This is a genomic window from Achromobacter aegrifaciens, assembly GCF_902859735.1.
Lineage (GTDB): Bacteria > Pseudomonadota > Gammaproteobacteria > Burkholderiales > Burkholderiaceae_B > Achromobacter > Achromobacter aegrifaciens.
Map to the genome: position 1 here is coordinate 59737 of NZ_CADIJY010000014.1, position 24139 is coordinate 83875.

Consider the following 24139-nt stretch of genomic DNA (forward strand, 5'->3'; position numbering starts at 1 on the left):
CGCGCCGTACCCGATCGGAAAAGATGCCAGCTAGAACAGCACGCCGTCCTGCGGCGCCAACGGCGGGGGCAGGTTCTTGTCGCCCAGCAACTCTCCGACGTTGATCTCGATGCCGCGGCACAGGGCATCCAGGGGCAGGTTGTTGGGCAGGCGGTCGAAGGGTTCCTCGATCTGTTCGCCCAAGGCGTCCAGCCCGAAGAACGTGTAGGACAGCACGCCCACCATGAACGGCGTCACCCAGCCTATGCTGCCAACCAGACAGAACGGCAGCAGCAGGCAATAGATGTAGACGGTCCGGTGCAGCAGCAGGATGTAGGCAAAGGGAATCGGCGTGCTGCGTATCCGCTCGCAGCCGCCGCCTATGTATGACAGCCGCGTGATCTGGGCATCGATGTCCGCGAGCAGGATGCTGTCCAGCCGCCCTTCCCGCCGCAACTGGGCATAGGCTTGGCTCAAGTCGCCCAGAAGCACACTGGGCGGATTCTCCGCCTGCATGATGCGGGTCGCAGTAGCGGCGGGCAGCCAGGGCTGCAGGTCTTCCTTGGGATCGCTCTGCCTCAGCATGTGCCGCAAGGCATGGGCATAGGCGATGAGGCCGTGCGCCAGTTCACGCTGGCGCACGGCGGGCAGGCCGTCGGGAAGGCTCAGCGTCTGCCGCGTCAGGTTGCGGATGACGATGAGCAGCTCGCCCCAGAGCTTGCGCGCCTCCCACCAGCGTTCGTAGGCCACGCTGTTGCGGAACCCCAGGAAGATGGCCAGGGTCAGTCCGACCAGCGTCAACGGCACCGCGCCCAGCCCCACCCCGCTCAAGGGCAGCCGATGCTCCGCCAGCACCACGGCGGTGGCCAGCAGCATCATGGCGACGACGCGCTTCCAGATGATGGAAACAATCGATCCCTTCAACGTGAACAGCAGCAGCCAGGGAGAGCGGGATGCGGGGCGGACGATCATGACGGCTTACGCTTGGGCGCCTCCCTGCGCGGCTTTGCGGATGCGCACCGGTATCGACTTGTAGGAAGGCGTGCCACATTCCTTATCGATATAGTCCAGCGGAACCAGGACATTGGCCTCGGGATAGTAGGCCGCGACCGAGCCCCGCGCGATGCTGTATTCAATCGCGGTGATGCCTGCCAGCCGCAGCGTCCGATTCCGCGACACGGTTTCTATGTCCACCAGATCACCGTGCTCCAGGCCCTGCGCGGCCAGGTCTTCCGGATTCATGAAAAGCACGTCGCGGCGGCCGAAGACGCCGCGGTAGCGGTCGTCCAATCCGTAGATCGTGGTGTTGTACTGGTCGTGGCTGCGTATGGTCACCAGCCGCAGCACCTCGTCCGGCCAGGGTTCATAACGCTCGCGCACGCCGGGGAACACCGAGAACATGGCCTTGCCGGTGGGCGTGTTCCACTTGCGCTCGGTCGGCGGCAAGGGCATGCGAAAGCCGCCGGGCACGCGGATGCGCGCGTTGTAGTCGTCGAAACCCGGAACCGTGCGCTCGATCAGGTCGCGGATGCGATCGTAGTTTTGCACCAGCCCCAGCCAGTCGACCTTGCTGTGGGGCAAGGTCGACCGGGCCATGGCGGCGACGATGGCCGGTTCCGAGCGCAGCTCGGCGGACGCCGGCTTGAGCTTGCCCGCCGAGGCGTGGACCATGGACATCGAGTCCTCCACCGTCACCGATTGTGGGCCGTCGGCCTGGACGTCGAGTTCGGTGCGTCCCAGCACCGGCAGCAGGAAGGTCTCGCGCCCCACCAGCAGATGCGAGCGGTTGAGCTTGGTACCCAGATGCACGCTGAGCGTCAGTTCCTTCATGGCCGCGAAACAGAGTTCGGGATCGGGCAGGGCCACGGCGAAGTTCCCGCCCAGGCAGATGAGCGCTCGGGCGGTGCCGTCGACCATCGCTTCCATGGCCTGCACCGCGTCATGGCCATGGCCCTGCGGCGGCGTGAAGCCGAACTCCGCTTCCAGCTTTGCCAGGAACTCCGGGCTGGGCTTTTCCGTGATGCCGACAGTGCGGTTGCCCTGCACGTTGGAATGGCCGCGCAGCGGGCAGATGCCGGCGCCGGGCTTACCGAAGTTGCCGCGCATGAGCAGCAGGTCGGCGATCAGCTTGACGTTGGCCGTGCCCGTATTGTGCTGGGTGATCCCCATGCCGTAGGTGACGATGGTGGCGTTGGACTTGGCGTAGGCGTCGGCCACGTGCTCCAGGTCCGCGCGATGCAGCCCGCTTTCGGTTTCGATGTCGGCCCAGGAGGTTGCGTGCAGGTCTGCGGCCAGCGCGTCAAAGCCCAGCGTGTGTTCCGCGATGAACGGGCGATCCAGGACGTTGCCGCGCTGCGCTTCGAGAGCCAGCAGCGCCTTCATGATGCCTTTGAGCGCGGCTGCGTCGCCGCCCGCCCGGACCTGATAGTAGGTCGAGGCGATATTGGTCGAGCTGAAGGTCGCCATTTCCACGATGCTCTGCGGATCGGCGAAGCGTTCCAGGGCGCGTTCGCGCAGGGGGTTGAAGACGATGATGGGCACCTTGCGGCGCGCCAGTTCGTGCAGCGTGCCCATCATGCGCGGATGATTGGTGCCAGGGTTATGGCCAATGGAAAGGATGAGCTCCGCATGGTCGAAGTCCTCCAGCGAGACCGTGCCCTTGCCTATGCCGATGGACTGCGGCAAGCCCACGCTGGTCGCCTCATGGCACATGTTCGAACAGTCGGGGAAATTATTGGTGCCGAATTCCCGCGCGAACAGCTGAAACAGATAGGCCGCCTCATTGGAGGCCCGCCCCGAGGTATAGAACTCGGCCTGGTCAGGCGCGTCCAGGCTGCGCAGCGCCTCGCCGATGCGTTCGAACGCGGCATCCCACGATACGGGAACGAATTTGTCCGTGGCCGCGTCGTAGGCCATCGGGTGAGTCAGGCGGCCGAAGTCCTCCAGCTCGTAGTCCGACAGCGCCAGCAATGAAGACACCGTGCGCTGGGCGAAAAAATCCGGCGTCACGCGTTTGCAGGTCGCCTCCCAGGTGACCGCCTTGGCGCCGTTCTCGCAGAACTGGAACGTGGAGCGGTGCTCCTTGTCCGGCCACGCACAGCCTGGACAATCGAAACCCGCCGGCTGGTTGGTACGCAGCAGGACGACGGGGGCCTCCACCACTTCCATCTGTTGCCGCACGGCCTGGGCCGTGGCCTTCAATGCCCCCCAGCCGCCCGCCGGACCGTCATAGGGCCGGATGCCGGGTACTTCACGTCGTTGTTTCATGGCTGGTCTCCTTCAAGCGCCCAATTCCCGCCAGCATGCGGCAACGACAAGAAATGATCTAATTTTTCCTGTGAACCTTTTGATAATCCATGGTTATCAAGGTTTGGCCGCCAGCGAGTGGTTGAGGACGGCCTCCAGGTCCATTTGGCCGGCGATCTGCCAGGCGGCGTCCGATAAGGCAGGCGGCTTGTCGCGCCGCAGCCTGACCAGGCAGACGTCCTCGGCGTGTTCGGGAATGATGGGATGCGCCAGCAGCCCGGCCCCTTCATACTGGGCGGGCAAGGCGCTCAGGGGCATGATGGAGAATGCCCGCCCGCTCTGGCATTCCGTCAGCAGCACGCGGATGTCGTTGCTTTGCAGCACCACTCGCGGCTTGGCTTCCACGCTCTCGAAACATTTGTTCAAGGTCTGGCGGTTTTGCATGTCCGGGCTGAGCAGGCAGAGCGGAAGTTCGCCCACTTCCGACCAATCCAATTGGCGCGGCAAGGAGGCCTGCTCGTTCGCCACCAGCACGTAGCGCTCGGCGTACAGCGGCATCACGTCAAAGTCGGCGCTGTCGAGCACGGACCGCTCATAGAGGATGCCCAACTGGATTTCCTGGGCCTTCAGCCGGCGCAGGATTTCCGGAGTGCTGAGCGAGGTGACTTCCAGCGTCAGCTGGGGAAGGATCTCCCGATACTGGGCGCTGAGCAGCGTCGCCGCATGGTTGGCAGTGGGAATGGCGCCTATCGCCAGGTGGCCTTGCGGCACGCTGCGCACGAGATCGGCCTCCTGCCGCAGTCCCTCCAGCGAAGCCATCACCTGCCGCACCCATTGGATCACCCGCTCGCCTTCGGGCGTAATGCCTTCGAAGGTCCGGTTGCGCTTGACGATCGTGATTCCGAGTTCGCGCTCCAGTTCGCGGATGCCGTTGGACAGCGCGGGTTGCGAGACATGACAGCTTTCCGCCGCCCGTCCGAAATGCCGGTATTTGTCCAGGGCCAGGAGATAGGAGAGCTGACGGATAAACATGGACATCCCCGGATTTCATCGTCGACTTCACGGCTTATAGCGCAAGCGGTTCAGGTCCGCTTGCAAGCCATGCGGCCGATCTTACTCCCGGCGCTTGCTGGCGCGATGCGCCATGTAGCCGAAGACGCAGGCGGCGGCGATGCTTGCCACCCAGACCGCAAGATGCAGCGGCCGTGCCCAAGCCGACCTCAGGCTCTCGTCGAACGCCATCGCCAGCATATCGGCAGAAGCCACGGCCAGCCATAGCAGCGCCGCCGCCCGCCATTGCTCCGTCCGCAAGCGGCGCTCGCCTCGCACCAAGGCATGCACGCCGCAAACCATCCATGCCAGAAAGAAAGCCGTCACCTCGCGTTCATGCAACCCCGCCGCATGTGGCCAGGCCAGGCGATTGGCCAGCAGGTACGCGGCGCAGGCGCACGTCGGGCCGCAGATCATCGCCACATTCAACCGGTGCGCAGCGCGGCCGAAGCGGGAGGCGGCCGCCGCCGGCCGCGCCGCGTACAGGACCAGTCCCGTCGCGATCATGGCGGCGCCTGACAGGGCCAGCAGGAAGTACAGCGCGCGCAGCAGCGGCGCGGCGTAGTAGCCATAGTGCAGCCCTCCGAGCGTCCGGATCAGTTGCAAGGATCCAGGATAGGCGGTTTGCGCATCGACGACCCGGCCCGTCGCCGCATCCAGGCTGACGCGGTCGGGAAAGGCCAGCAGGCGGTCATCGTACCGGCGCCAGACATCCGCAAGCGCGCCTTGAGTGCCAGGCTGCCTGACCGTGATCGCGGCGATCTTGCCCGCGCCCAGTTCCGCCTCGGCGCGCTGCGCCAGGGCGGCCAGCGGCAGCATTGCGCTCGCACCGCTGCGCGGCGAACTGGCCGGCGGCTGCGGAAACACGTCCGCCACCATCGCCGCCACGTCGCCGCCATAGCGGCTTTGCACGCCTGCGGGCAGATAGCCCAGCAACAGCGTGCTCAAGGCGGTGAGCAGGATCATGCAATGAAACGGCAGCGGCAGCACCGACAGGACGTTGTGCGCATCGAGCCACGCGCGGCCGGGCGAAGCACGCGGCCTGAACAGGAAGAAATCCGCGAAGAAGCGCCGGTGCACAATGACGCCGGAAACCAGCGCCGCCAGCAGCGCCAGGGTACAGGCGCCGACCACCCAGATGCCGGCCTGGCCAGCATGCAGGCTGTAGTGGAACTCGACCAGGAAGTCGCCGCCCTCGGTGTCACGCGGCACGATCTCGCGCCCGCTGGCCGGATCGAGCAGCACGGCGCCGCCGCCCTTTTCATCCTCCCATGACAGCCCCAGCAGGGAACGGCGCGCATCCGGCAGCTCGATGCGCCAGGAAGCCGCCGCCGCGGCATTGCGCGCCAGCCAGTCTTGCGCGCGCTCCAGGGTTGACGGCTGGTCCGCTCGACCAGCCGCGGAACTCTCCGGCTTCATCCAGAGGCTGATTTCAGGCGCGTAGACACTGAGCGCGCCCGTCAGGAACACTGCAAACGCCAGCCAGCCGAACAACAGGCCGACCCAGGTATGCAGCCAGGCCATGCGCTGGCGCAGGCTTCCTTCCGGATAGGCGTTCATGCCGCCGCTCCCCACGCCATGGCCCAGCAGCCCGCGCAGCCTGCGGCAATGATCAGCCACACGCGGCCCACGCTGCGGGCCGCGAAAGCCCATATCGCGAGGCCCACGTGCGCGGGAATGGCGGCCAAGGCCGGATAGAGGATGGCGTCGGCAGGCGGCAGCGGCAGTCGCGCCGCCGCTGCCACAGCGGCCCAAACCAGCGCATACGCGCCCAGCGTGGCCGCGCCCGCGCGCGCCGTCACGCCGCGCCAATTGCCGTGCGGCCTCACCATGCGTACCGCAGCGTGGCCAACACCAGCCGCCCGGCGCCGTAGGTGCACGACGTGGTGGTCACGCAAGTGCCCACATACGTGCGGTCGAACAGGTTGCTGGCGTTCAGCGACAGCGTCATGCCCCGCATCGCGGGCTGCATCCGGCCCAGGTCGTAGGACAGGGCGGCATCGACCAGCGTCACCGCCGGAATGCGCAAGGTGTTGGCCGCATCGCCCCAGTCGGCGCCGATGTAGCGCACGCCCGCTCCCAGTCCCAGACCCTGCAGCGGCCCCTCCTGCACCTTGTATGCCAGCCATGCCGCGGCTTGGTGCGCCGGCGCGTAGTACTGCTTCTTGCCCTGCCGCGACTGCGGCGCGCCATCGACGATGTCGACGTTGGAACTCTTGGTCACCACGGCGTCGACGTAGGAGTACGAGGCGATCACGTCCCAGCCGCGCGCGAGGCTGGCCTTGCCTTCCAGTTCGATCCCGCGCGAGCGGACCTCGCCCGCCTGCAGCTGGAAGCCCGGCGGACGGCCCTGCGTGGTATCGCTGGTCAGCACGTTGGTTTGCGTCAATTGATAGGCCGACAGCGTCACCATGCTGTCGCTGCCCGGCGGCTGGTACTTCAATCCCGCCTCGATCTGCCGGCCCTTGGTCGGCTGGAAGGGGTTGCTCTCGTAGTCGGTGCCTCCCGTGGGCGCGAAGGACGTCGAGTACGCCACATAGGGCGCCAGGCCGCTTTCCAGCATGTAGGTCAGGCCCGCCCTGCCGGTAAAGGCCGAATCGTTCTGCGCGACCTTGCCGGACGTCAGCAGATTGCGGGTCGTGCTGCGCGCCATGTCGTAGCGGCCGCCCAGCGTCAGCAGCCAGTTGCCGTACGAGATCTGGTCCTGCGCGTAGACGCCGGACTGTTCGGTGCGCTGGCGCGAATCGATGCGGGGAATCAGGTCCGAGAGGCCCGGCCGGGGCCGCCCATACACCGGATCGTAGAGGTCCAGCGGCGGCACGCCGGCGATGACGTTGGCGAACTGGTAGGTGTCGCGCATGTCCAGATAGTCGAAGCCAGCCAGGAACTCGTGCCCGACCTGGCCGGTGTTGAAGCGCGCGACGGCCTGGGTATCCACATTCAGCGTCGCCCCGGTGCCCTTGCCCTGCGACATCGAACGCGACCAGGTGCGCATGTCCACCGGATTGAGCATATAGCCCACGGTGGTGCGCGCCTCGCCCCGCATGTGGCTGTAGCGCAGTTGCTGCCTGACGGTCCAGGTGTCGTTGAACTGGTGCGAAAACAGATAGCCCGCCGAGTACTGCTCCCGGTCATAGGTATCCCAGCCGGGTTCGCCGGTATAGCGGTCGCGGGGAATGCGGCCGTTGGGATTGGAGTAAAGCGTGCCTGCCGCCGGCAGATTGCCGTACATGGGCACCTGGTGGTCCTTTTGATAGAAGCCCAGCAAGGTCAGCGAGGTGGCCGCCGACGGCCGCCACGTCAATGCCGGAGCGACGAAGGTCCGGTCCTCTTCCGAGTAATGGGCGGACTGGGCCGCATCGCGCTGCAATGCGACCAGGCGATAGCTCCACTGTCCGTCCTGGTCCATCGGGCCGCTCAAATCGGCGGCAGCCTGGATCCGGCCATAGCTCCCGGTCTGCAACTCGATCTCGCGCTGGGGCGCCGGCGTCGGCAGCTTGCTGACCATATTGATGAGGCCGCCGGGCGTATTCTGGCCGTACAGCACCGAGGACGGCCCTTTCAGCACTTCCACCCGCTCCAGCCCGTAGGGCTCGATCTGCAGCATGCCGAAGCTGTATGCGCCAAATGGCAGCCGGGCGCCGTCCAGGTTGTTGCGCGCGGCGTGGCCGCCGCGCAGGTAGATGTTGTCGTAGCGCAGATCGGCGCTGCCGCCCGGCGAATAGGCGCCCGGCGTGTAGGCCAGCGCCTCGACGATGCTGCGCGCGCCTCGCATCGTTATCTCGTCGCGCGTGACCACGTTCACCGTCTGCGGGATTTCCAGGATGGGCGTGTCGGTCTTGGTGCCGCTGGCGCTGCGCTGCGCCACGATGCCGGCTACGGGTCCGTAGGCCGACTCGTCCGTGCCCTCCACCCGCACCGCCGGCAGCACTGCTGCCGGCTCGTTGGGCACGCGCCTCAGCGTGTAGACATTGGCGCCATCGCGCCGCGCCGCCAACAGCGTGCCCGCCAGCAATTTGGCCAGCCCCGCCTCGACCGTCCATGCGCCTTGCAGCCCGGCCGTGCGCAAGCCTTCGGCCAGCGCCGGGTCGAACGAAAGATTGATGCGAGCCACCCCGGCGAAGGCCGACAGCGCCGGTCCCAGCGGGCCCGCCGGAATCTCGAACCGTGCCTGGACGGCTGCGCCGGACGTATTCGCAGCCGGCTGCGCGTGGATGGCCGGCGCCACTGCCACCAGTGCCGCGCAGAGCGCGCCAGCGGCGGCGCGGCGGTTCGTGCGGCAAGCTGACCTGGCCGCGTTGTTCTTGCTTGAAAGCATGCTGATCCCGACGAAGTACGAGCGAAGGTGCTATATGGACTTGTCGGACGAAGCGAAAAAAGGGGCCAAAAATCCGCGCGCCACGGTCAGGCCGGCACCACGCTGACCCAGTAGCGGCTGCGCGAAACCACCCGCACCGGCAGGCTGCGCGACACCGCCAGCAGCACCGCATCGGTGTCATCCACCTGGAACCCGCCCGAGATGCGCAGATCGGCCACCGCCGGATCGCAGCGCAACAGGCCCGGGCGATAGCGCGCCAGCTCCTTCAGGAAGTCGGCCAGCCTCATGTCGTCCGCATAAAGCACGCCATCCAGCCAGGCTTGCGGCGGATGGACATAGGCGCGAGGCGCCAGGACTTCACGGTCCGAAAACTCGGCGCATTGCCCTGCCGCCAGCACGACGCCCGCCGCCGCCGCACGCGGCTGCAGCCGAACCTGCCCTTCGATCACCGCGACCCGGCTGCGCGCATCCAGTTGCCGCACGCCGAAGTACGTGCCCAAGGCCTGCACGCTGCCTTCGGCGGTGCGCACCCGCAGCGGCCGAGCGTCCGGCGGCGCCGCATGGGCCGAACGCAGCAGGATTTCGCCCTCCCGCAGCAGCACCAGACGTTGTTCCGCCGAATAGTCCAGGTCCACCGCCGAGGCGGTATTGAGCGCCAGCACGCTGCCGTCCGGCAGCTGGAACTGCCGGCGTTCGCCACTGCTGGTGGCGTAGTCCGCCGTCCAGCTTTGCCAGGGCGCCGTGCGCCATGCCAGCCAGCCCGCCGGCACCCCCACGATCAGCCCCGCCAGCACCCGCAGACCCGCGCGCCGCGTCGCGTCCGCGTTCATGGCGGCCCGCCCCAGCCCCGGCGGCAAGCCGCCGAACTTGGCCAGGACAGCCTGCGCCCGGGTCCAGGCGCGGTCGTGCTCGGGGCTGCGTTGGCGCCAACGCTCACAGGCCAGCTTGTCCGCATCGGAGAAGCGCCCCGAATGCAACCGCACCAGCCAATCCGCGGCTTCGCCCGCGATCTTCGGATCGATGGCGTCCGTCGCTGCCGTCATGACGCCGCCAGGATGCAATGCTTGAAGGCCTCGGCCATGTAGCGCTTGACCGTGCGCACGCTCACCCCCATCTCGACGCCGATCTGCTCGTACGTCAGGCCGTCGAGTTGCGACAGCAGGAATGCGATCCGGGCCTTGTCCGGCAGGGCCGCCAGCAAGGCGTCCACCTCGCGCAGCGTCTGCAGCACCATCAGGCGCTGCTCTTCCGACGGCGCATGCCGCGCCGGCATGGCCGCGAGGGCGTCGAGGTAGGCCTGCTCCAGCGCATGGCGCCGGTACAGGTCCACCATCAAGCGCTTGGCGATGGTGGTCAGGTAGGCGCGCGGCTCCTGCAACTCCGGCATGGCGCGCCGGCGATAGCTGCTCAGCAACCCGACAAACGTGTCCTGGGCCAGGTCGGCGGCGTCGGCGCTGTTGCCCAGCCGCCGGCGCAGCCAGCCGAACAGCCAGCCGTGATGCGCGTCGTAGATGCGCTGCACGGCGACGGCGGAAGTCGGGTCGGGGGGAGACATGGCGAGGACGTGGTCGGATTACTTCGATAATGGGAATTAATCGCAATTATCGTCACAAACCGACTCACCCGCAATCTCCTGCCCGCGCAGGTTTCTGAATACGGCATCGTTGGCCCCGCTACGGCGGACTACGTCACCCGCGGCCTGGCCACAGCGCATGAACAGGGTGCGGGGGCGGTCGTGCTGCGCAACAACCGGAAACGGTACAGCTGCACTGTCTGAGCACGCTGGCCATGGCAGGCGCGCAGAACAGCTCGACCATCGTCTTCCCCTTCCCGTGGAGATTGGCCGCCAGCTCAAAGGGCTGGCGGAGCAAGGCTGGGAGTCCACCGCCGGCCCCTGAGCTGCCGGACACGCCGAGCTAGGCCGCCGTCTTGCCCTCCTCCTGCAGTTGCCGCCACAGGATCTTGCCCGTGCTGGACTTAGGTAAAACCTCCACGAACTCCACGATGCGCGGCGCCTTGTAGGCAGCCATGCGCGTCCGCGCCCAGGCGATCACCTCTTCTTCGCGCACGCTGCCGCGCGCCTCGTCGCGCAACACCAGCAGAGCCTTCACCGTTTCGCCGCGGCAGGCATCCGGCACTCCGATCACGCAGGCCTCGTGGACTGCCGGATGCTCGTACAGCGCGTTCTCGACCTCCGCCGGCCAGACCTTGTAGCCAGATGCGTTGATCATGCGCTTCAGGCGATCGGTCACGTAGAAATAGCCGTCTTCGTCCACGCGGCCCAAATCGCCGGTGCGGAAATAGCGCTGCCCGTCCAGCATGAAAAAGGCTTCCTCATCGGCCTGCGGATTGTTCCAGTACCCCAGCATGACCTGCGCGCCGCGCGTGACGAGTTCGCCGGTGTCGCCCTGGGGCAGTTCAACCAGCGTGGCCGGATCCACGATCCGCGTGTCCACGCCGAAGGTGGGGACGCCTATGCATTGGCGCTTGTTGCGGTCCAGCGGATTGCAGTGCAGGAACGAGGCGGTTTCCGTCAGCCCATAGGCCTCGTTGTAGGTGATGCCGTAGCGGCTGGCCAACATGGCAGCGACCGCCTCGGGCATGGGGGCTCCGCCGCCGCATAGCTGCGCCAGGCTGGACAGGTCCAGCTTTTCGATGCCGGGTTGCGCGAAGAAATCCACGACCATCGCGGGCGGCGCGGCCCAGACACTGACGCGATGACGCGCCATCAGCCTCCCGGCCACTTCGCGGTCCCAGCGCGGCAGTACCACCACCGTGGCGCCCAGCAGGATTGGCGTATTCATGCAGCTCTGCATGCCCAGCAGATGGAACATCGGCGCCACGCCCATGATGACCGCTTCGGAGGTGAGGCCGCGCCATAGCTGCGAACCGGCCAGGGATGCATTCATGGTGCCGTGGGTATGGCGGCAGCCCTTGGGCCGGCCAGTGGTGCCCGAGGTATAAGGCAGCAGGCAGAGGTCCTTCGCCCCGGCCCGGTGCGGCAACGGCTGTGCGTTGACCGCCAGCGCGCCGTACCAGGGCACGCCGCCGCGCACATCGGGTGCGCGCCTGGGCGCGGCGACCCATTCGGGCGCATCAGGAGCCGGTCCCTGCAAATAATCCGAATAGGTGTGGACGATGACACGCTCCAGGCGTCCGTCAGCGGCGAAGCCGTCCAGCCGCGCGCACAGTTCCTGGGCCGCGAAGGCCACGCGGGCACCGCTGTCCGCCAGGTAATGCGCCAATTCGTCCGGCGTGCTCATGGCATTGACCGGCACCACCACCGCCTCGGCGCGCAGGATCGCGTAGTACGCGATGACAAACTGCGGACAGTTCTGGCTCAGCAACAGGACGCGGTCGCCTGCCTTCACGCCCGCGCTGTGCTGCAGGTAGCCGGCCATGGCGTCGACCTCGCGCTTGAGCCGCGCGTAGTCCAGCACGGTGTCGTAGAACACGATGGCGGCCTTGCCCGGATAGCGCGTGGCGGACGCCTCCAGGTTGAAGTACAGGCTGGACTGCGGCGGGCTGATCTCCTTCGGCAGCCCCTTGGGCCAGTACCGATAATGCGCTTGGTGCATCTTGTCTCCTCATCGTTGTTCTGACTGTCCGCCATGCGCCTCAGGCGGTCATGGCGCGCGCGATGATTTCCTTCATGATCTCGTTGGAGCCGCCGTAGATCTTGCCGACCCGCGCATCCGCGTACAGCCTGGCTATCGGGTATTCAAGCATGTAGCCGTAGCCGCCGTGCAATTGCAGGCATTCGTCGATCACCTGGCAGTTCATCTGCGTGGTCCACCACTTGGCCATGGCCGCCGTGGACAGGTCCAGCGTGCCCGCCAGCTGGCGCTCGATGCAATCGTCGACGAAACGCGCCGCAATGGTGGCGACTGTCTCGCACTCGGCCAGCTTGAAGCGCGTGTTCTGGAGTTCGATGAGCGCCTGGCCGAAGACCTGCCGGGTGCTCGCGTAGGCCAGGGTTTCCTCGATGGCGCGACGCATGGTGGCCACGGCGCCCACCGCGATCAGCAGCCGTTCGCGCGGCAGCTGCTGCATGAGCTGGGCGAAGCCGCGGCCCTCGACGCCACCCAGCAGGCAGTCCTCGCCCACGCGCGCGCCATCGAAGAACAGCTCCGCCGTGTCCAGGCTTTTCTGACCCAGCTTCTCCAGCAACCGCCCGCGCCTGAAGCCCGGCAGGTCCTGCGTTTCCACCATGATCAGCGACACACCCCTGGCCCCCGCCTGGGGATCGGTCTTGGCGACCACGCAGACCAGGTCCGCGTGCAAGCCGTTGGTGATGAAGGTCTTGGAGCCATTGAGGACATACTGCTCGCCCTGCTTGACGGCGGTGGTGCGCACGCTCTTCAGGTCGGACCCGGCTCCCGGCTCACTCATGGCGATGGCGCCCACCAGTTCGCCCGTGGCCATGCGTGGCAGCCACCGCCGCTTCTGCTCTTCCGTGCCGTAGTTCAGTATGTAATGCGCCAGGATGGCGCTGTGCACGTTGTTGCTGAAGCCGTGCACCATGGCGCGCGCCTGCTCCGCCGCCACGATGGCTTCGTGCGCGAAGTTGCCTCCGCCCCCGCCATAGGCCTCGGGCATGCTCACGCACAGCAGGCCCAACCGGCCCGCCTTGTTCCAGACCTCGCGGTCCGCGTGCTGCTGCTTGCGCCAGCGCTCTTCGTCGGGCACGAACTCCTTTTCGAAGAGGCGGCGCGTCGAATCCTGGAACAGCGTCAGGTCCGCATCCATCCAGCCTTGCCGTGGCGTGTCCATAGCGCTTTCCCCTTTCAAGGACGGCCGCCGCCGACGACCAGGACCTGGCCGCTGACGTAGTTGGACTCGGGCAGGCAGAAAAGGTACACCGCACCTGCGGCTTCCGCCGGCGTGCCGGCGCGGCCGATGGGGATCAGGCTTTCGGCGTTCTTCAGCACTTGCGGATTGACGCCCACCTTGATCTGCCGGCCTTCGATATCCAGCGTGGCATCACCGTCGGCCGGCGCTTCGGTCAGGCGCGTCTTGATCAGCCCGAAGGCCACGCTATTGACGTTTACCTTGTAGCGGCCCCATTCCTTGGCCAATGCGCGCGTCAGCCCGTTGATGCCGGCCTTGGCGGCCGAGTAGTTGGCCTGGCCGGCATTGCCCATGACTCCGGAAGTCGACGAGATGTTCACGACCTTGCGGAACACTTCCCTGCCCTGTTCCGCTTCGGCCTTGGCCGCGACCCGGATGAAGCTGGAGGCCGCCCGCAGGATGCGGAACGGCGCGGACAGGTGCACCGCCAGGATCGCGTCCCATTGTTCGTCCGTCATCTTCTGGATCACGTTGTCCCAGGTGTAGCCGGCATTGTTGACGATGATGTCCAGGCCGCCATAGGTGTCCACGGCGGTGCCGACGAAACGTTCGGCAAAGCCCGCTTCGATCACGCTGCCCGCGCAGGCCTGCGCCTGGCCGCCCGCCTTGCGGATCAGCGCCACGGTTTCTTCCGCAGGCCCCGCGTCCAGATCGTTCACCACCACGTTGGCGCCTTCGCGCGCCAGCTTCAGCGCAATCTCCTGCCCGATGCCGCGTCCCGCGCCCGAAACCAGCGCGACCTTGCCTTCCAATGTACCCATCGTTCTCTCCTTTCCTGGGCTACTGAATTGCCAGCACTGCCACGCCGCTCAGGCGCAGTTCGCCGGTCTGGCTGCGCGCATGCAGCTCCACCCGCAAGCGGGCTTCTCCCTGCGCTTCAAAGCGTTCCACCACGCTGCCGGAACAGCGGACCTCGTCACCCACGTGCGTGATCGCCACGAAGCGCACGGCGTACTCGCGCAACGCCGATTGCGGCGCCCAGTTCGTCAGCAGCCGGGCCAGATAGGCAGCCGACAACATGCCGTGGGCGAAGACGTCGTCCATGCCGGCGGCTCGCGCGAAATCCAGGTCCACGTGTATCGCGTTGTGGTCGCCCGAGGCACCGCAATACAGCGCCAGCCCCAATCGGCTGATCGGCCCCGCGGTAAAACCGGGCAGCTCGTCGCCGGCCCTGGCGTCATGATTCATGGCCGCAGTCATTCCTGTCTCCTAGGCGTTACGCACGACGGTCGTCGCGCGCAGTTCGGCGACCAGGCGCCCCGCGGCGTCGGTCACCCGGGTTTCGCGCACGACGAACTCCAGCGCGCCGCCCTTCTTGGCGTAGATGTCGGCGATGCGCGGTTCAAAGCGCAATTCGTCGCCGGCATGCGCCATGGCGTGGTAGACGAACCCCTGTTCGCCGTGCAGCACCCGCGCTATGTCTATGCCCAGCAGTTCACGCATGGCTGCGGGCCGGGGGCTGTCCATTTCCAGGCAGAAGAAGAAGGTCGGCGGCACCGGCAGTCCCGGGTAGCCGGCTGCTCGCGCGGCGGCTTCGTCGGTGTAGACCGGGTCGTCCTGGCCGGTGGCCTTCGCGAAGAAGCGCAGGCGGCCTGCCTCCACGGTCGCGTTGAACGCCGGCAAGGCGGCGCCGATATGGCTGGTATCGAGCATTGCGTTCTCCTCAGGCCGCCTGGTACAGCGTCACCACGCAGGCGCCGCCCAGTCCCAGGTTGTGCTGCAGCGCCAGCCTGGCGCCTTCGACCTGGCGCAAGTCCGCCTGGCCTCGCAGTTGCCACACCAGCTCGGTGCACTGCGCCAAGCCGGTTGCGCCCAGCGGATGGCCCTTGGACAGCAAGCCGCCGGATGGATTGGTCACGACCTTGCCGCCGTAGGTGTTGTCGCCTTCCAGGATGAACTTCTCGGCGCTGCCCTCGGGCGTCAGGCGCAGGCCTTCGTAGGTGATCAGCTCGTTGGCGGTGAAGCAGTCGTGCAGCTCGACCACGTCCACGTCGTCAGGGCCGATACCGGCGGCCTCATAAACTTGGTCGGCTGCGGCCCGCGTCATGTCAAAGCCCACCACTTTGCGCATGTCGCCAGCGCCGAAGGTGGACGGCGTGTCCGTCGTCATGGCCTGCGCGGCAATGCTGACGGCGGGCGCCAGGCCGTGGCGGCGCGCGAACTCGTCCGAACACAGGATGGCGGCCGCCGCGCCGCAGGTCGGCGGGCAGCATTGCAGGCGCGTCAGCGGATCGAAGATCATGGGCGCGGACAGCACCTCGTCCAGCGTGACCGGCTGGCGGAACACGGCGTAAGGATTGCGCGCGGCATGCTGGCGCGCCTTGACCGCGATGCGGGCGAAGACGTCGGCGCCGATGCCGTGCTCCTTCATGTAGTCGCGGCCCGCGCCGCCGAAGAACTGGGCGGCGCGCGGCTTGGCCGTGTCATAGCCCTGCATTTCGCTCATCGCCAGGACGAAGTCCTGCAGTGGCGACGGGCGGTCCTCGTACACGCCTTTCAGCGCGCCAGGCACCATCTGTTCGAAGCCCACCGCCAGGGCGCACTCCACCGCCCCGCTTTCCACCGCCTGCCGCGCCAGAAACAGGGCCGACGAACCGCTTGCGCAATTGTTGTTGACGTTGAACACCGGAATGCCGCTCAGCCCCACGCCGTAGACCACCGCCTGGCCAGCGGTCGAATCGCCGTAGACATAGCCGGCGTAGGCCTGCTGGACCGCGTCGTATTGCAGCCCCGCGTCCCGCAGGGCCTGGCGCACGGCGCTCGCGCCCATCACGGTATATGCCTCGCTGGCGCCGGGCTTGCTGAAAGGAATCATGCCGACCCCTGCAACCCATACTTTCCGATTCATGTCTGACTCTCCTGATGAGCGGGCGCGGCGACGGCCGCGCGCCTGGATTCATGGTCTTGTCTCAGCACGGACTTCAGCACCTTGCCGGCGGCCGACATGGGCAATTCGCTGAGGAACTCGTAGGTCTTGGGACATTTGTAGGCGGCAAGCTGCAGGCGGCAATGCCTGTCCAGGGCGTCGGCGTCGGCGGCCATGCCTGGATGCGGCACGATTACCGCGTGCACAGCCTCGCCCCAACGCGCGTGCGCCACGCCGATGACCGCGCAGCGCGCCACCAGCGCGTGGCGGGCCAGCACGCCTTCCACTTCAGCGCCGTAAACGTTTTCGCCGCCACTGACGATCATGTCCTTGAGGCGGTCGACGATGTACAGGTATCCATCCTCGTCCTGGCGGGCTGCGTCGCCCGTCAGCAACCAGTCCCCGTCGAACGCGCGACGCGTTTCTTCAGGCCGGTTCCAGTAACCCTGCATCACCATGGGCCCGCGCACCGACAGCTCGCCAACGGCGCCGGGCGCCGCCTCGCTGCCATCGGGCGCGAGAATGCGCGTCTCCACGCCTACCGCAGGCCGTCCCGCCGAGTCGGTGCGCGCGCCGCCCTGGCGCACGTCTGCATTGATAGCGACGGTGGCGGCGGTTTCGGTCATGCCGTAGGCATGCACGAACTCTGCTTGCGGAAAGGCCGCCAGCGCCCGGTCAAGCAACGCCCGGGAAATCGGCGAGGCGCCCCAGATCACGCGCCGCACGCCGTCCAGCCGGTACTGCGCGAATCCGGGTTCGTCCAGCAGCATCTGGATCATGCTGGGCACCAGCAGCACTTCGGTTACGCCGTCGTCCTGCAGGGCCTGCAACACCGCGCGGGGCTGGAAGCCGCGCTGGACCGCCACCGATGCGCCCGCGACAAACTGTCCGATCAATCGACCCAATCCGGCAACATGGAATAGCGGCGCGACCAGCAGGGTGCGGCTGTCGGGCGGCGTGGGGACCGTAGCCATCCTGGCCACCGCAGCGCTCCAGAGGTTCGCGTGCGTCAGCATGGCGCCCTTGGGCGCGCCGGTCGTGCCGCCGGTAAAGAGGATCGCGGCCAGCGCGTCGCCGCCCGCACGGACATCGTCCAGCGGCGCGGCCGCGGCGGCGTGCGCTTCCAGCACGTCGGCGGACAGCGGCTGCGTGCTGGCAGGAACGTCCACATCGGCCATGCGCGGGGCCATGGTCTCGTCCACCAACAGCAGGCGCGGACTGCAGTCGGCCAGTGCCTGCGCAAGCTCCGGGCAGCTCCAGCGCGTGTTCAAAGGCAGCACGGCCGCCCCCAGCCACCAGCACGCCAGGATCCACGACACATAGTCCGCGCCGTTCGCGCCCCAGAACGCTACGCGATCGCCCGGCAGCACGCCATGGCCGCGCAGCACGGCGGCCTTGCGCGCGGTCCAATCGATCAGCGCCGCGTAGGTCCAGCGCCGTGCGTCTTCGCACAGCGCGATCTTGCCGGGGTGCAGCCGGCCTGCACGATGCAGGCCTTGTGTCAGATACATGGTGCTCGTCTCCTGCGGCGCCGTGCTCCTTGCGCGGAACAGCGTGCGTTCGTCCTCGAGCCCCTAGCTTCCTCCTTGGGGCCGGATCGCGGCAATGGCCGCAGGCGTCAAACCGATAGGCGAAAAGTGTCAGCGGCTTGCCGGCCTTCGGGGCCGCAGACCAGGCGGTTGCGGCGGTATTCTCCCGGCGACACGCCGGTCCATTTCTTGAAGGCGCGGTGGAAGGTGCTGGGTTCGGAAAAGCCCAGACGCTCGGCGATATCCATCAGGGATAGATCGTGGCGGCCCAGATATTCGACTGCGGCATCGCGCCGCAAGTCATCCTTCAGGGCCTGGAAGCCCTGCCCCTCTTCACGCAAGTGCCGCCGCAGCGTCTGCGGCGTCATCGCCAGTTGCGCGCTGACCTGGATCAGCGACGGCAACTCCCTGGACAGATCGTTGCGCAACAGGCGGCGGATGCGATCGGTCAGGGTGGTGCGGTCCTGGTACTTCACCAACAGGTCGAACGGCGCATTGGCCAGAAACGGCTTGAGCGTCTGTTCGTTCTGCACCACCGGCAAGGCCAGCCAGCGCGACTCCAGCCACAGGCCCGTCACCGGCTGGCCATAGCGCACCGGCGCGTAGAACAGCCTGTGCGCATCGGCGCTGCGTGCGCCGCTGCTGTAGTCCACGCCCAGGATGGGAATGCGCCGCGCCGCCAGCCAGTTGGCCACGCCCAGCGTGAAGAATAGAAAGGAGCGTTCGCCATACCAGCGCGCACAGCTGCTGGGCGCGCGCGAGTCGAGCACGATGCGCGCCCGCTCGCCACTCACGCACAAGCGGGCGGTGAAATCCCGCAGCACGCCGTGGTAGTAGCGGAACGCCACGCGCAGCGCCTGCCCCACCGTGTCTTCCCGCAGCGCGAGCCGGCAGGCATGGTCGAACGCCCCCATGGGAACCGGATGCTGGCCCATGCCCAGGAAGTCGTCCCGGGTGGCTCGGCGCAGCGTCCGCATGATCTGTGCGAGCTGCGCCTGCGATACCCGCGCCATCGGCGCCTGCAGCAGGGACGGCGGCACGCCGGCGCGCGTCAGGACCCGGTCCACGTCCACGCCCCGGCTGCGCGCGCCTTGCAGGATCTGGGCGATATGTCCCACGGCGATGGTGTGATGGGTCATGAGGATATCCAGCGGCCGGCGTACGCCGATGGATCGATGGTAGCCAAAGCCTGCGCGCACAGGAATGGCCGGCGTGAGCATTCTCGCCAAGCGCAATCAGCGAATCCGCCATTGGTCAGCCGGAAAGCCGCGCCTAGACTGGCCCGAGCCCCGAATGGGCATGCCACTTCGTATTTACGGGAGTCCCTCTTTGGATACACCGAACACCGCCCCGCTCGCGGGCGTCAGGATCCTGGATCTGTCGCGGCTGCTGCCCGGCCCGTTGGGCGCGCAATACCTGGCCGACCTGGGTGCCGACGTCATCAAGATCGAGGATACGCAGGCGGGCGATTATGCGCCGCCGCCCCTGCGCGCCATCTGCAACCGCAACAAGCGCGGGTTGCGGCTGGATCTCAAGCATCCCGAGGGACAGGCGGCGCTGGCCGCGCTGGCGCGCGGCGCGGACGTGGTGATCGAGAGTTTCCGTCCAGGCGTGGCCGCGCGGCTGCAGGCCGACTACGCCACCCTGGCGCGCCACAATCCCCGGCTGGTCTACTGCAGCATCACGGGCTACGGACAGGACGGTCCGCAGCGCGACGCCGCCGGCCACGACCTGAACTATGCGGCCTGCGCCGGTGTCGCCGACCAGATGGGCTGCGGGCCCGATCTGCCGGCGCTGTCGAACCTGCCCGTGGCCGACATACTTGGAGGTTCGCTTACGGCGGTAATGGGCATCCTGGCCGCGCTGTACGACGCCCAGCGCAGCGGGCGCGGACGGTACATCGATATCGCCATTGCCGACGGCCTGCTGGCCGGCGCCGTCGTGCCGCTGGCCACGCTCAATGCCCGCGGCGACACGCGGCCGGCGGGCGCAGATACCCTGTCCGGCGGGCTGGCATGCTATGGCCAGTACCGCGCCGCGGACGGGCGCTATCTGGCGGTCGCCGCGCTGGAGCTGAAATTCTGGCAAACGCTGTGCCGGCGGCTGGATCGCCCCGACCTGGCGCCGCTGCATCGCGACGGCGACGCGGCGCAGCAGGCGCGCGTGCGCCGCGAATTGCAGCAGATCTTCGGATCCCGGCCGCTGGCGCATTGGCTGGAACTGTTTGAAGGCGCCGACTGCTGCGTGTCGCCCGTGCTCAAGCTGGCGGAGGGCCTGACGCATCCGCAGTTCGTCGCCCGCGGCATGCCGCTGCAGACCGAGCATCCGGTCTATGGCCGTAACACCCATGTGGCCAGCCCGGTGAAGATGTCGGGCTTCCAGTTCGCCATACATCGCCAGGCTCCGCTGCCGGGCGAACACACCGATCAGATCCTGCGCGAGGCCGGCTACAGCGAGCCGGACGTCGCCAGCCTGATCGGGCGCGGCATTGCGCTGTAGGCACATACGGCCAGCCCCGCCCGCCACCCAAGCGACCATAACCAGGACGGAGACAATCATGAAAGATCCACATCGCAGCCTTCCCTCGCCCCTGCGCCGCAGCCTGCTCAAGCTGGGTGCGGCCTTGCCCGCCACGCTGGCCTTGCCGCGTCAGGCCAGCGCCTCGGGCTTTCCGGCCCGCCCCGTCACGCTCATCGTGCCGTTTCCGGCGGGCGGCGCGACGGACACCCAGATGCGCGCGCTGGCGATCGCTGCCTCGCGCGAACTGGGCCAGACGGTCGTGATTGCCAACCGGCCAGGCGCAGGCGGCACGCTGGGCCCGGCGGCCATGGCGCAGACCGCCGCACCCGACGGCTATACCGTGTCGGTGGTGGTAGGCACGCTGTTCCGCTACCCCTTTCTGCAGCAGGTCAACTACGACCCGCTCAAGGACTTCACCTACGTCGCCTGCATGACCGCCTACTCGTACGCCATCGTGGTGCGCGAGGACGCGCCCTGGCGCACGCTGGACGAAATGATTGCCGACGCGCGCGCGCATCCCGACAAGATCAGCTACGGCGGCACCGGCACCGGCGGCTCGGGGCGCATCGCGATCGAGCGCCTGTCGCGGCTGACGAACACGCGCTTCAATTTCATCCCCTACAAGGGCGCGGCCGAAGAGACCACCGCGCTGCTGGGCGGCCATATCCAGATGATCTCGGATGCAGGCTGGGGGCCGATGATAGACACCGGCAAGGCGCGCTTGCTCGCGGTGTTGGGTGAAACCCGCGCCAAACGCGTGCCCGACGTGCCCACGCTGACGGAACTGGGCTATCCCATCGTCGCGGCCAATCCAGTCGGCATCGCCGGACCGAAGGGCATGGATCCCGAGGTCACGCGCATTTTGCAGCAGGCATTCCACCGCGCGTCCCGCGATCCGGAATACAACCGCGCGCTGGAAACCGCCGACCAGCCGCACATGCTGATGGACAGCGCCGCCTACACCGACTTCGCGGTCCGGCAGGTCGCGGAAGAAAAGAGATTCGTGGCCGAACTGGGCCTGAAGACGTAGCCGCGACCTCAGCCCGCAGGGTTCAGCATGCAGTCGCGCAGGCGCAGCACCGATGCGCAGGACGTGTCGCGATGTGTCACCAGCGACAGGGACAGCGCATCGTGCGCGTCGGCGTCGTTAAGCGGCACGAAGGCCACGTGCGGGGTGGAATACGCGCGCGTCACGCCCGGCACCAGCGCCAGGCCCATGCCGCTGGCGACCAGACTGATCAGCGTCTGCACCTGTATCGCCTCCTGGCTGATGCGCGGCGAGAATCCCGCCTTCAGGCATAGCGCCTGCGCCACGCCGTGCAAACCCGGCACCTTCAGGGGCGAATACAGCACGAAGTTCTCGGCGCGGGCACGCTCCAGGCTGACCGGCCCGCCCGCGGCCAACGGATGCCCTGCCGGCAGGGCCAGGATGAGATCGTCGCGCTCCACCACCCAGGAATCCAGCGCTGCGTCTTCCGCCAGCGGACCGCGCACCAGGCCCGCATCGATATCGTTGGCGCGCAGCATTGCGACCAAGCCGACCGTGCTGTCCTCGCGCAGGTCCAGCTGCACGTCCGGATACTGCGCCCGGAAGGCCGGCAGGCAGCGCGGCAGCAGCATGTAGGTGGCAGAACCCACAAACCCCAGCCGCAGCGTGCCCCACTCGCCCAACGCAACGCGGCGGGCCGCCTGGCGCGCCTGGTCGGCGTGGAACAGCGCACGGCGCGCGTCCGCCATCAATGCCTGTCCCGCCGGCGTCGGCGTCACGCCCTTGGGGCCGCGCACCAGCAGCGGCGCGCCCACCGCGTGTTCCAGTTTCTGGATCGAGACCGACAGCGCAGGTTGCGCAATGTGCAGCGTGTCTGCGGCCCGCCGATAGCTGCCCAACTCCGCGATGGTGACGAACTGCCGGAGCTGCCGCAAATCGATAGCCATAACAAATTCCATATCGCCCAATACCTACGCCATATTAGACGCGTATGCCGACGGCCGATAGGATTTCCGCCATGACAGCCACTCCCCTATCCCAAGCCAGCGCATTGGGCGGCGTGCGCATCCTGGACCTGACGTCCGTGGTGTTCGGCCCCTACGCCTCGCAGATACTCGCCGACTACGGCGCCGACGTGATCAAGGTGGAATCGCCTGCGGGCGATTCGACGCGGCATACCGGCCCCGCCCAGGAATCCGGGCTGGCCGCCATCTTCCTGGGCCTGAACCGCAACAAGCGCAGCATCGTGCTGGACCTGAAGCAGGCCGCGGCGCGCCAGGCGCTGTTGACGATGGCGGACCAGGCCGACGTGCTGATGCACAGCATGCGCCCCGCCAAGATGGCCGCGCTGGGACTGGATCCGGACACGCTATGCGCGCGCAACCCGCGCCTGGTCTACGCCGGCCTGTACGGCTTCGGCGCGGGCGGCGCCTACGACGGCCAGCCCGCCTATGACGACATCATCCAGGGGCTGTCGGGCCTGGCCGACCTGGTGGACCGCCAGACCGGCGCACCGCGCTACCTGCCCACCGTGGCCGCCGACAAGACTTGCGGACTGATCGCGGCGCACGCCATCCTGGCCGCGCTGTTCCAGCGCGAGCGCACCGGCGCGGGCCAGCAGCTGGAAGTGCCCATGTTCGAAAGCATGGCGTCCTACGCGCTGGTCGAGCACTACTACGGCAGGCACCTGGTCGACGAGCCCGGCGAGGCCGGTTATCCGCGCGTGCTCACGCCCTGGCGCAAGCCCTGCAAGACCGCCGACGGCCATGTCTGCCTGATGCCCTACACCGACGCCCATTGGCACGACTTCTTCATCGCCGCGGACCGCCACGATCTGGCGCAGGACGCGCGCTTTACCGACATCGCGTCGCGCACGCGGCACATCGAAACGCTCTACGAACTGCAGGCCGGCATCGTGGCCGGGCGCGATACCGCCTACTGGCTGGCGCTGTGCGCGCGCCTGGAAATCCCCGCCGCGCCCATCAACCGCCTGCAGGACCTGGAGGCCGACCCGCACCTGCAAAGCGTGGACTTCTTCGCGCCGCTCGACAGCGCCTCCGGCAGCCGCTACCGCTTTCCCCGCAACCCGGTGCGTCTGCAGCATTCCCATGTGCCGCCCGCGATGCCGCCGCGCCTGGGCGAACACACGCTGGACGTACTGCGCCAGGCCGGCTTGGATGAAGCCCAGATCGCCGGGCTTCTGGAATCGGGCGCAGCCCGCGACGCGCATCCCTCAACCCCGAACAACCGCAAGGACTCCGCATGACCGCAGACCGCAACGCCGACGATATCAAGCAGCTTGGCCAGGGCTATTACTGGCAGGACCTGGCCGTGGGCCAGCGCTTTCAGACCTTCCGCCGCACGGTGACCGAGACCGACATCGTCAACTTCATCAGCGTGACCGGCATGCTGGAGACGATCTTCATCGACGCCACGTATGCCCACGGCGCGATCCAGGGACGCCCCGCCCCCGGCGGCCTGACCTACGGCCTGATCGAGGGGCTGATCATGCAGGGCATGGTGCAAGGCACCGGGCTGGCGCTATTGGAAGTCCACAAGAAAATGCTGGCGCCCGTGGTCGCGGGCGACACCATCTGGGCGGAGATCGAAGTCACGAGCATACGTCCCACCTCGCAGCACAACCGGGCGGTGGTCGCCTCGGTCATCGAAGTACGCAACCAGCACGGCAAGCCGGTAATGGCATACACGGCCACCCGCATGCTGGCCGGCAGGCCCTGAACCATCATCAGGCGATCAAGCGCCCCCCGAAGAGGGCGCTGGCGCCGGGACGC

21 protein-coding genes are annotated in these 24139 nt (G+C 67.5%); 4 read left to right on the forward strand and 17 right to left on the reverse strand.

Annotated elements, in window-relative coordinates:
* Positions 1–30: 30 nt before the first annotated feature.
* The 16 genes from HV766_RS25670 to HV766_RS25745 form a co-directional block, all read right to left on the reverse strand.
* On the reverse strand, positions 31–951 hold the full coding sequence (locus HV766_RS25670; protein ID WP_054451236.1) for a bestrophin family protein: 921 nt from the start codon (positions 949–951) through the stop codon (positions 31–33).
* Between the two features lie 6 nt (positions 952–957).
* Positions 958–3246: an FdhF/YdeP family oxidoreductase gene (locus HV766_RS25675; protein ID WP_175182072.1), complete on the reverse strand. Its 2289-nt coding sequence runs from the start codon at positions 3244–3246 to the stop codon at positions 958–960.
* A 96-nt stretch (positions 3247–3342) separates the two neighbouring features.
* Positions 3343–4257: a LysR family transcriptional regulator gene (locus HV766_RS25680; RefSeq protein ID WP_175161863.1), complete on the reverse strand. Its 915-nt coding sequence runs from the start codon at positions 4255–4257 to the stop codon at positions 3343–3345.
* Positions 4258–4338: 81 nt separating this feature from the next.
* Positions 4339–5835 carry a PepSY-associated TM helix domain-containing protein gene (locus HV766_RS25685; RefSeq protein WP_175182073.1) on the reverse strand — a complete coding sequence of 499 codons (1497 nt, stop codon included), beginning with the start codon at positions 5833–5835 and terminating at the stop codon, positions 4339–4341.
* Positions 5832–6107, reverse strand: coding sequence for a hypothetical protein (locus HV766_RS25690; protein WP_054451232.1), 276 nt, complete (start codon positions 6105–6107; stop codon positions 5832–5834). The genes HV766_RS25685 and HV766_RS25690 overlap by 4 nt, the downstream gene beginning before the upstream one ends.
* On the reverse strand, positions 6101–8593 hold the full coding sequence (locus tag HV766_RS25695; RefSeq protein ID WP_175182074.1) for a TonB-dependent siderophore receptor: 2493 nt from the start codon (positions 8591–8593) through the stop codon (positions 6101–6103). The genes HV766_RS25690 and HV766_RS25695 overlap by 7 nt, the downstream gene beginning before the upstream one ends.
* 86 nt (positions 8594–8679) lie before the next feature.
* Positions 8680–9636, reverse strand: a complete 957-nt coding sequence (locus tag HV766_RS25700) for a FecR domain-containing protein (protein WP_175182075.1) — start codon at positions 9634–9636, stop codon at positions 8680–8682.
* Positions 9633–10148, reverse strand: a complete 516-nt coding sequence (locus HV766_RS25705; RefSeq protein ID WP_054451229.1) for a sigma-70 family RNA polymerase sigma factor — start codon at positions 10146–10148, stop codon at positions 9633–9635. Before HV766_RS25705 ends, HV766_RS25700 begins: the two co-directional genes overlap by 4 nt.
* A 361-nt stretch (positions 10149–10509) precedes the next feature.
* Positions 10510–12171 (reverse strand): long-chain fatty acid--CoA ligase, encoded by a 1662-nt coding sequence (locus tag HV766_RS25710; protein WP_054451228.1) that lies wholly within the window; start codon positions 12169–12171, stop codon positions 10510–10512.
* A gap of 40 nt (positions 12172–12211) precedes the next feature.
* Entirely contained in the window at positions 12212–13366 is a 1155-nt protein-coding gene (locus tag HV766_RS25715; protein WP_175182076.1) for an acyl-CoA dehydrogenase family protein, read from the reverse strand.
* 14 nt (positions 13367–13380) lie between these two features.
* Positions 13381–14205 (reverse strand): SDR family NAD(P)-dependent oxidoreductase, encoded by an 825-nt coding sequence (locus HV766_RS25720; RefSeq protein WP_054451226.1) that lies wholly within the window; start codon positions 14203–14205, stop codon positions 13381–13383.
* A 19-nt stretch (positions 14206–14224) separates the two neighbouring features.
* Entirely contained in the window at positions 14225–14644 is a 420-nt protein-coding gene (locus HV766_RS25725; protein ID WP_175182077.1) for a MaoC family dehydratase, read from the reverse strand.
* A gap of 9 nt (positions 14645–14653) precedes the next feature.
* Positions 14654–15097, reverse strand: coding sequence for a MaoC family dehydratase N-terminal domain-containing protein (locus tag HV766_RS25730; protein ID WP_125471084.1), 444 nt, complete (start codon positions 15095–15097; stop codon positions 14654–14656).
* 10 nt (positions 15098–15107) lie between these two features.
* Positions 15108–16292: a lipid-transfer protein gene (locus HV766_RS25735; protein ID WP_054451223.1), complete on the reverse strand. Its 1185-nt coding sequence runs from the start codon at positions 16290–16292 to the stop codon at positions 15108–15110.
* Positions 16289–17821, reverse strand: coding sequence for a class I adenylate-forming enzyme family protein (locus HV766_RS25740; RefSeq protein ID WP_175182078.1), 1533 nt, complete (start codon positions 17819–17821; stop codon positions 16289–16291). Before HV766_RS25740 ends, HV766_RS25735 begins: the two co-directional genes overlap by 4 nt.
* A gap of 107 nt (positions 17822–17928) precedes the next feature.
* Entirely contained in the window at positions 17929–18978 is a 1050-nt protein-coding gene (locus tag HV766_RS25745; RefSeq protein ID WP_119451015.1) for an AraC family transcriptional regulator, read from the reverse strand.
* A 160-nt stretch (positions 18979–19138) separates the two neighbouring features.
* On the opposite strand from HV766_RS25745, the gene HV766_RS25750 reads away from it, so the two are divergent.
* Both HV766_RS25750 and HV766_RS25755 read left to right on the forward strand, forming a co-directional pair.
* Positions 19139–20338, forward strand: a complete 1200-nt coding sequence (locus HV766_RS25750; RefSeq protein ID WP_370540118.1) for a CaiB/BaiF CoA transferase family protein — start codon at positions 19139–19141, stop codon at positions 20336–20338.
* A gap of 58 nt (positions 20339–20396) precedes the next feature.
* The gene (locus HV766_RS25755) at positions 20397–21389 is read left to right on the forward strand and encodes a Bug family tripartite tricarboxylate transporter substrate binding protein (RefSeq protein ID WP_054451221.1); all 993 of its coding nucleotides are present in this window, start codon (positions 20397–20399) and stop codon (positions 21387–21389) included.
* A gap of 8 nt (positions 21390–21397) precedes the next feature.
* Here the strand turns inward: HV766_RS25755 and HV766_RS25760 are convergent, their stop codons facing one another.
* Complete coding sequence (locus HV766_RS25760) at positions 21398–22294, reverse strand: LysR family transcriptional regulator (protein ID WP_233564579.1); 897 nt, start codon at positions 22292–22294, stop codon at positions 21398–21400.
* A gap of 71 nt (positions 22295–22365) precedes the next feature.
* Between HV766_RS25760 and HV766_RS25765 the strand changes: the two genes are divergently transcribed.
* Positions 22366–23613, forward strand: coding sequence for a CaiB/BaiF CoA transferase family protein (locus HV766_RS25765; RefSeq protein WP_175182079.1), 1248 nt, complete (start codon positions 22366–22368; stop codon positions 23611–23613).
* On the forward strand, positions 23610–24086 hold the full coding sequence (locus tag HV766_RS25770; RefSeq protein WP_054451219.1) for a MaoC family dehydratase: 477 nt from the start codon (positions 23610–23612) through the stop codon (positions 24084–24086). The genes HV766_RS25765 and HV766_RS25770 overlap by 4 nt, the downstream gene beginning before the upstream one ends.
* Positions 24087–24139: the final 53 nt, after the last annotated feature.

Excerpts from the sequence above, each read along its gene's own strand:
- HV766_RS25670 (WP_054451236.1), bottom strand. The coding sequence starts at position 951 with ATGATCGTCCGCCCCGCATCCCGCTCTCCCTGGCTGCTGCTGTTCACG.
- HV766_RS25675 (WP_175182072.1), bottom strand. The coding sequence starts at position 3,246 with ATGAAACAACGACGTGAAGTACCCGGCATCCGGCCCTATGACGGTCCG.
- HV766_RS25680 (WP_175161863.1), bottom strand. The coding sequence starts at position 4,257 with ATGTTTATCCGTCAGCTCTCCTATCTCCTGGCCCTGGACAAATACCGG.
- HV766_RS25685 (WP_175182073.1), bottom strand. The coding sequence starts at position 5,835 with ATGAACGCCTATCCGGAAGGAAGCCTGCGCCAGCGCATGGCCTGGCTG.
- HV766_RS25690 (WP_054451232.1), bottom strand. The coding sequence starts at position 6,107 with ATGGTGAGGCCGCACGGCAATTGGCGCGGCGTGACGGCGCGCGCGGGC.
- HV766_RS25695 (WP_175182074.1), bottom strand. The coding sequence starts at position 8,593 with ATGCTTTCAAGCAAGAACAACGCGGCCAGGTCAGCTTGCCGCACGAAC.
- HV766_RS25700 (WP_175182075.1), bottom strand. The coding sequence starts at position 9,636 with ATGACGGCAGCGACGGACGCCATCGATCCGAAGATCGCGGGCGAAGCC.
- HV766_RS25705 (WP_054451229.1), bottom strand. The coding sequence starts at position 10,148 with ATGTCTCCCCCCGACCCGACTTCCGCCGTCGCCGTGCAGCGCATCTAC.
- HV766_RS25710 (WP_054451228.1), bottom strand. The coding sequence starts at position 12,171 with ATGCACCAAGCGCATTATCGGTACTGGCCCAAGGGGCTGCCGAAGGAG.
- HV766_RS25715 (WP_175182076.1), bottom strand. The coding sequence starts at position 13,366 with ATGGACACGCCACGGCAAGGCTGGATGGATGCGGACCTGACGCTGTTC.
- HV766_RS25720 (WP_054451226.1), bottom strand. The coding sequence starts at position 14,205 with ATGGGTACATTGGAAGGCAAGGTCGCGCTGGTTTCGGGCGCGGGACGC.
- HV766_RS25725 (WP_175182077.1), bottom strand. The coding sequence starts at position 14,644 with ATGACTGCGGCCATGAATCATGACGCCAGGGCCGGCGACGAGCTGCCC.
- HV766_RS25730 (WP_125471084.1), bottom strand. The coding sequence starts at position 15,097 with ATGCTCGATACCAGCCATATCGGCGCCGCCTTGCCGGCGTTCAACGCG.
- HV766_RS25735 (WP_054451223.1), bottom strand. The coding sequence starts at position 16,292 with ATGAATCGGAAAGTATGGGTTGCAGGGGTCGGCATGATTCCTTTCAGC.
- HV766_RS25740 (WP_175182078.1), bottom strand. The coding sequence starts at position 17,821 with ATGTATCTGACACAAGGCCTGCATCGTGCAGGCCGGCTGCACCCCGGC.
- HV766_RS25745 (WP_119451015.1), bottom strand. The coding sequence starts at position 18,978 with ATGACCCATCACACCATCGCCGTGGGACATATCGCCCAGATCCTGCAA.
- HV766_RS25750 (WP_370540118.1), top strand. The coding sequence starts at position 19,139 with ATGCCACTTCGTATTTACGGGAGTCCCTCTTTGGATACACCGAACACC.
- HV766_RS25755 (WP_054451221.1), top strand. The coding sequence starts at position 20,397 with ATGAAAGATCCACATCGCAGCCTTCCCTCGCCCCTGCGCCGCAGCCTG.
- HV766_RS25760 (WP_233564579.1), bottom strand. The coding sequence starts at position 22,294 with ATGGCTATCGATTTGCGGCAGCTCCGGCAGTTCGTCACCATCGCGGAG.
- HV766_RS25765 (WP_175182079.1), top strand. The coding sequence starts at position 22,366 with ATGACAGCCACTCCCCTATCCCAAGCCAGCGCATTGGGCGGCGTGCGC.
- HV766_RS25770 (WP_054451219.1), top strand. The coding sequence starts at position 23,610 with ATGACCGCAGACCGCAACGCCGACGATATCAAGCAGCTTGGCCAGGGC.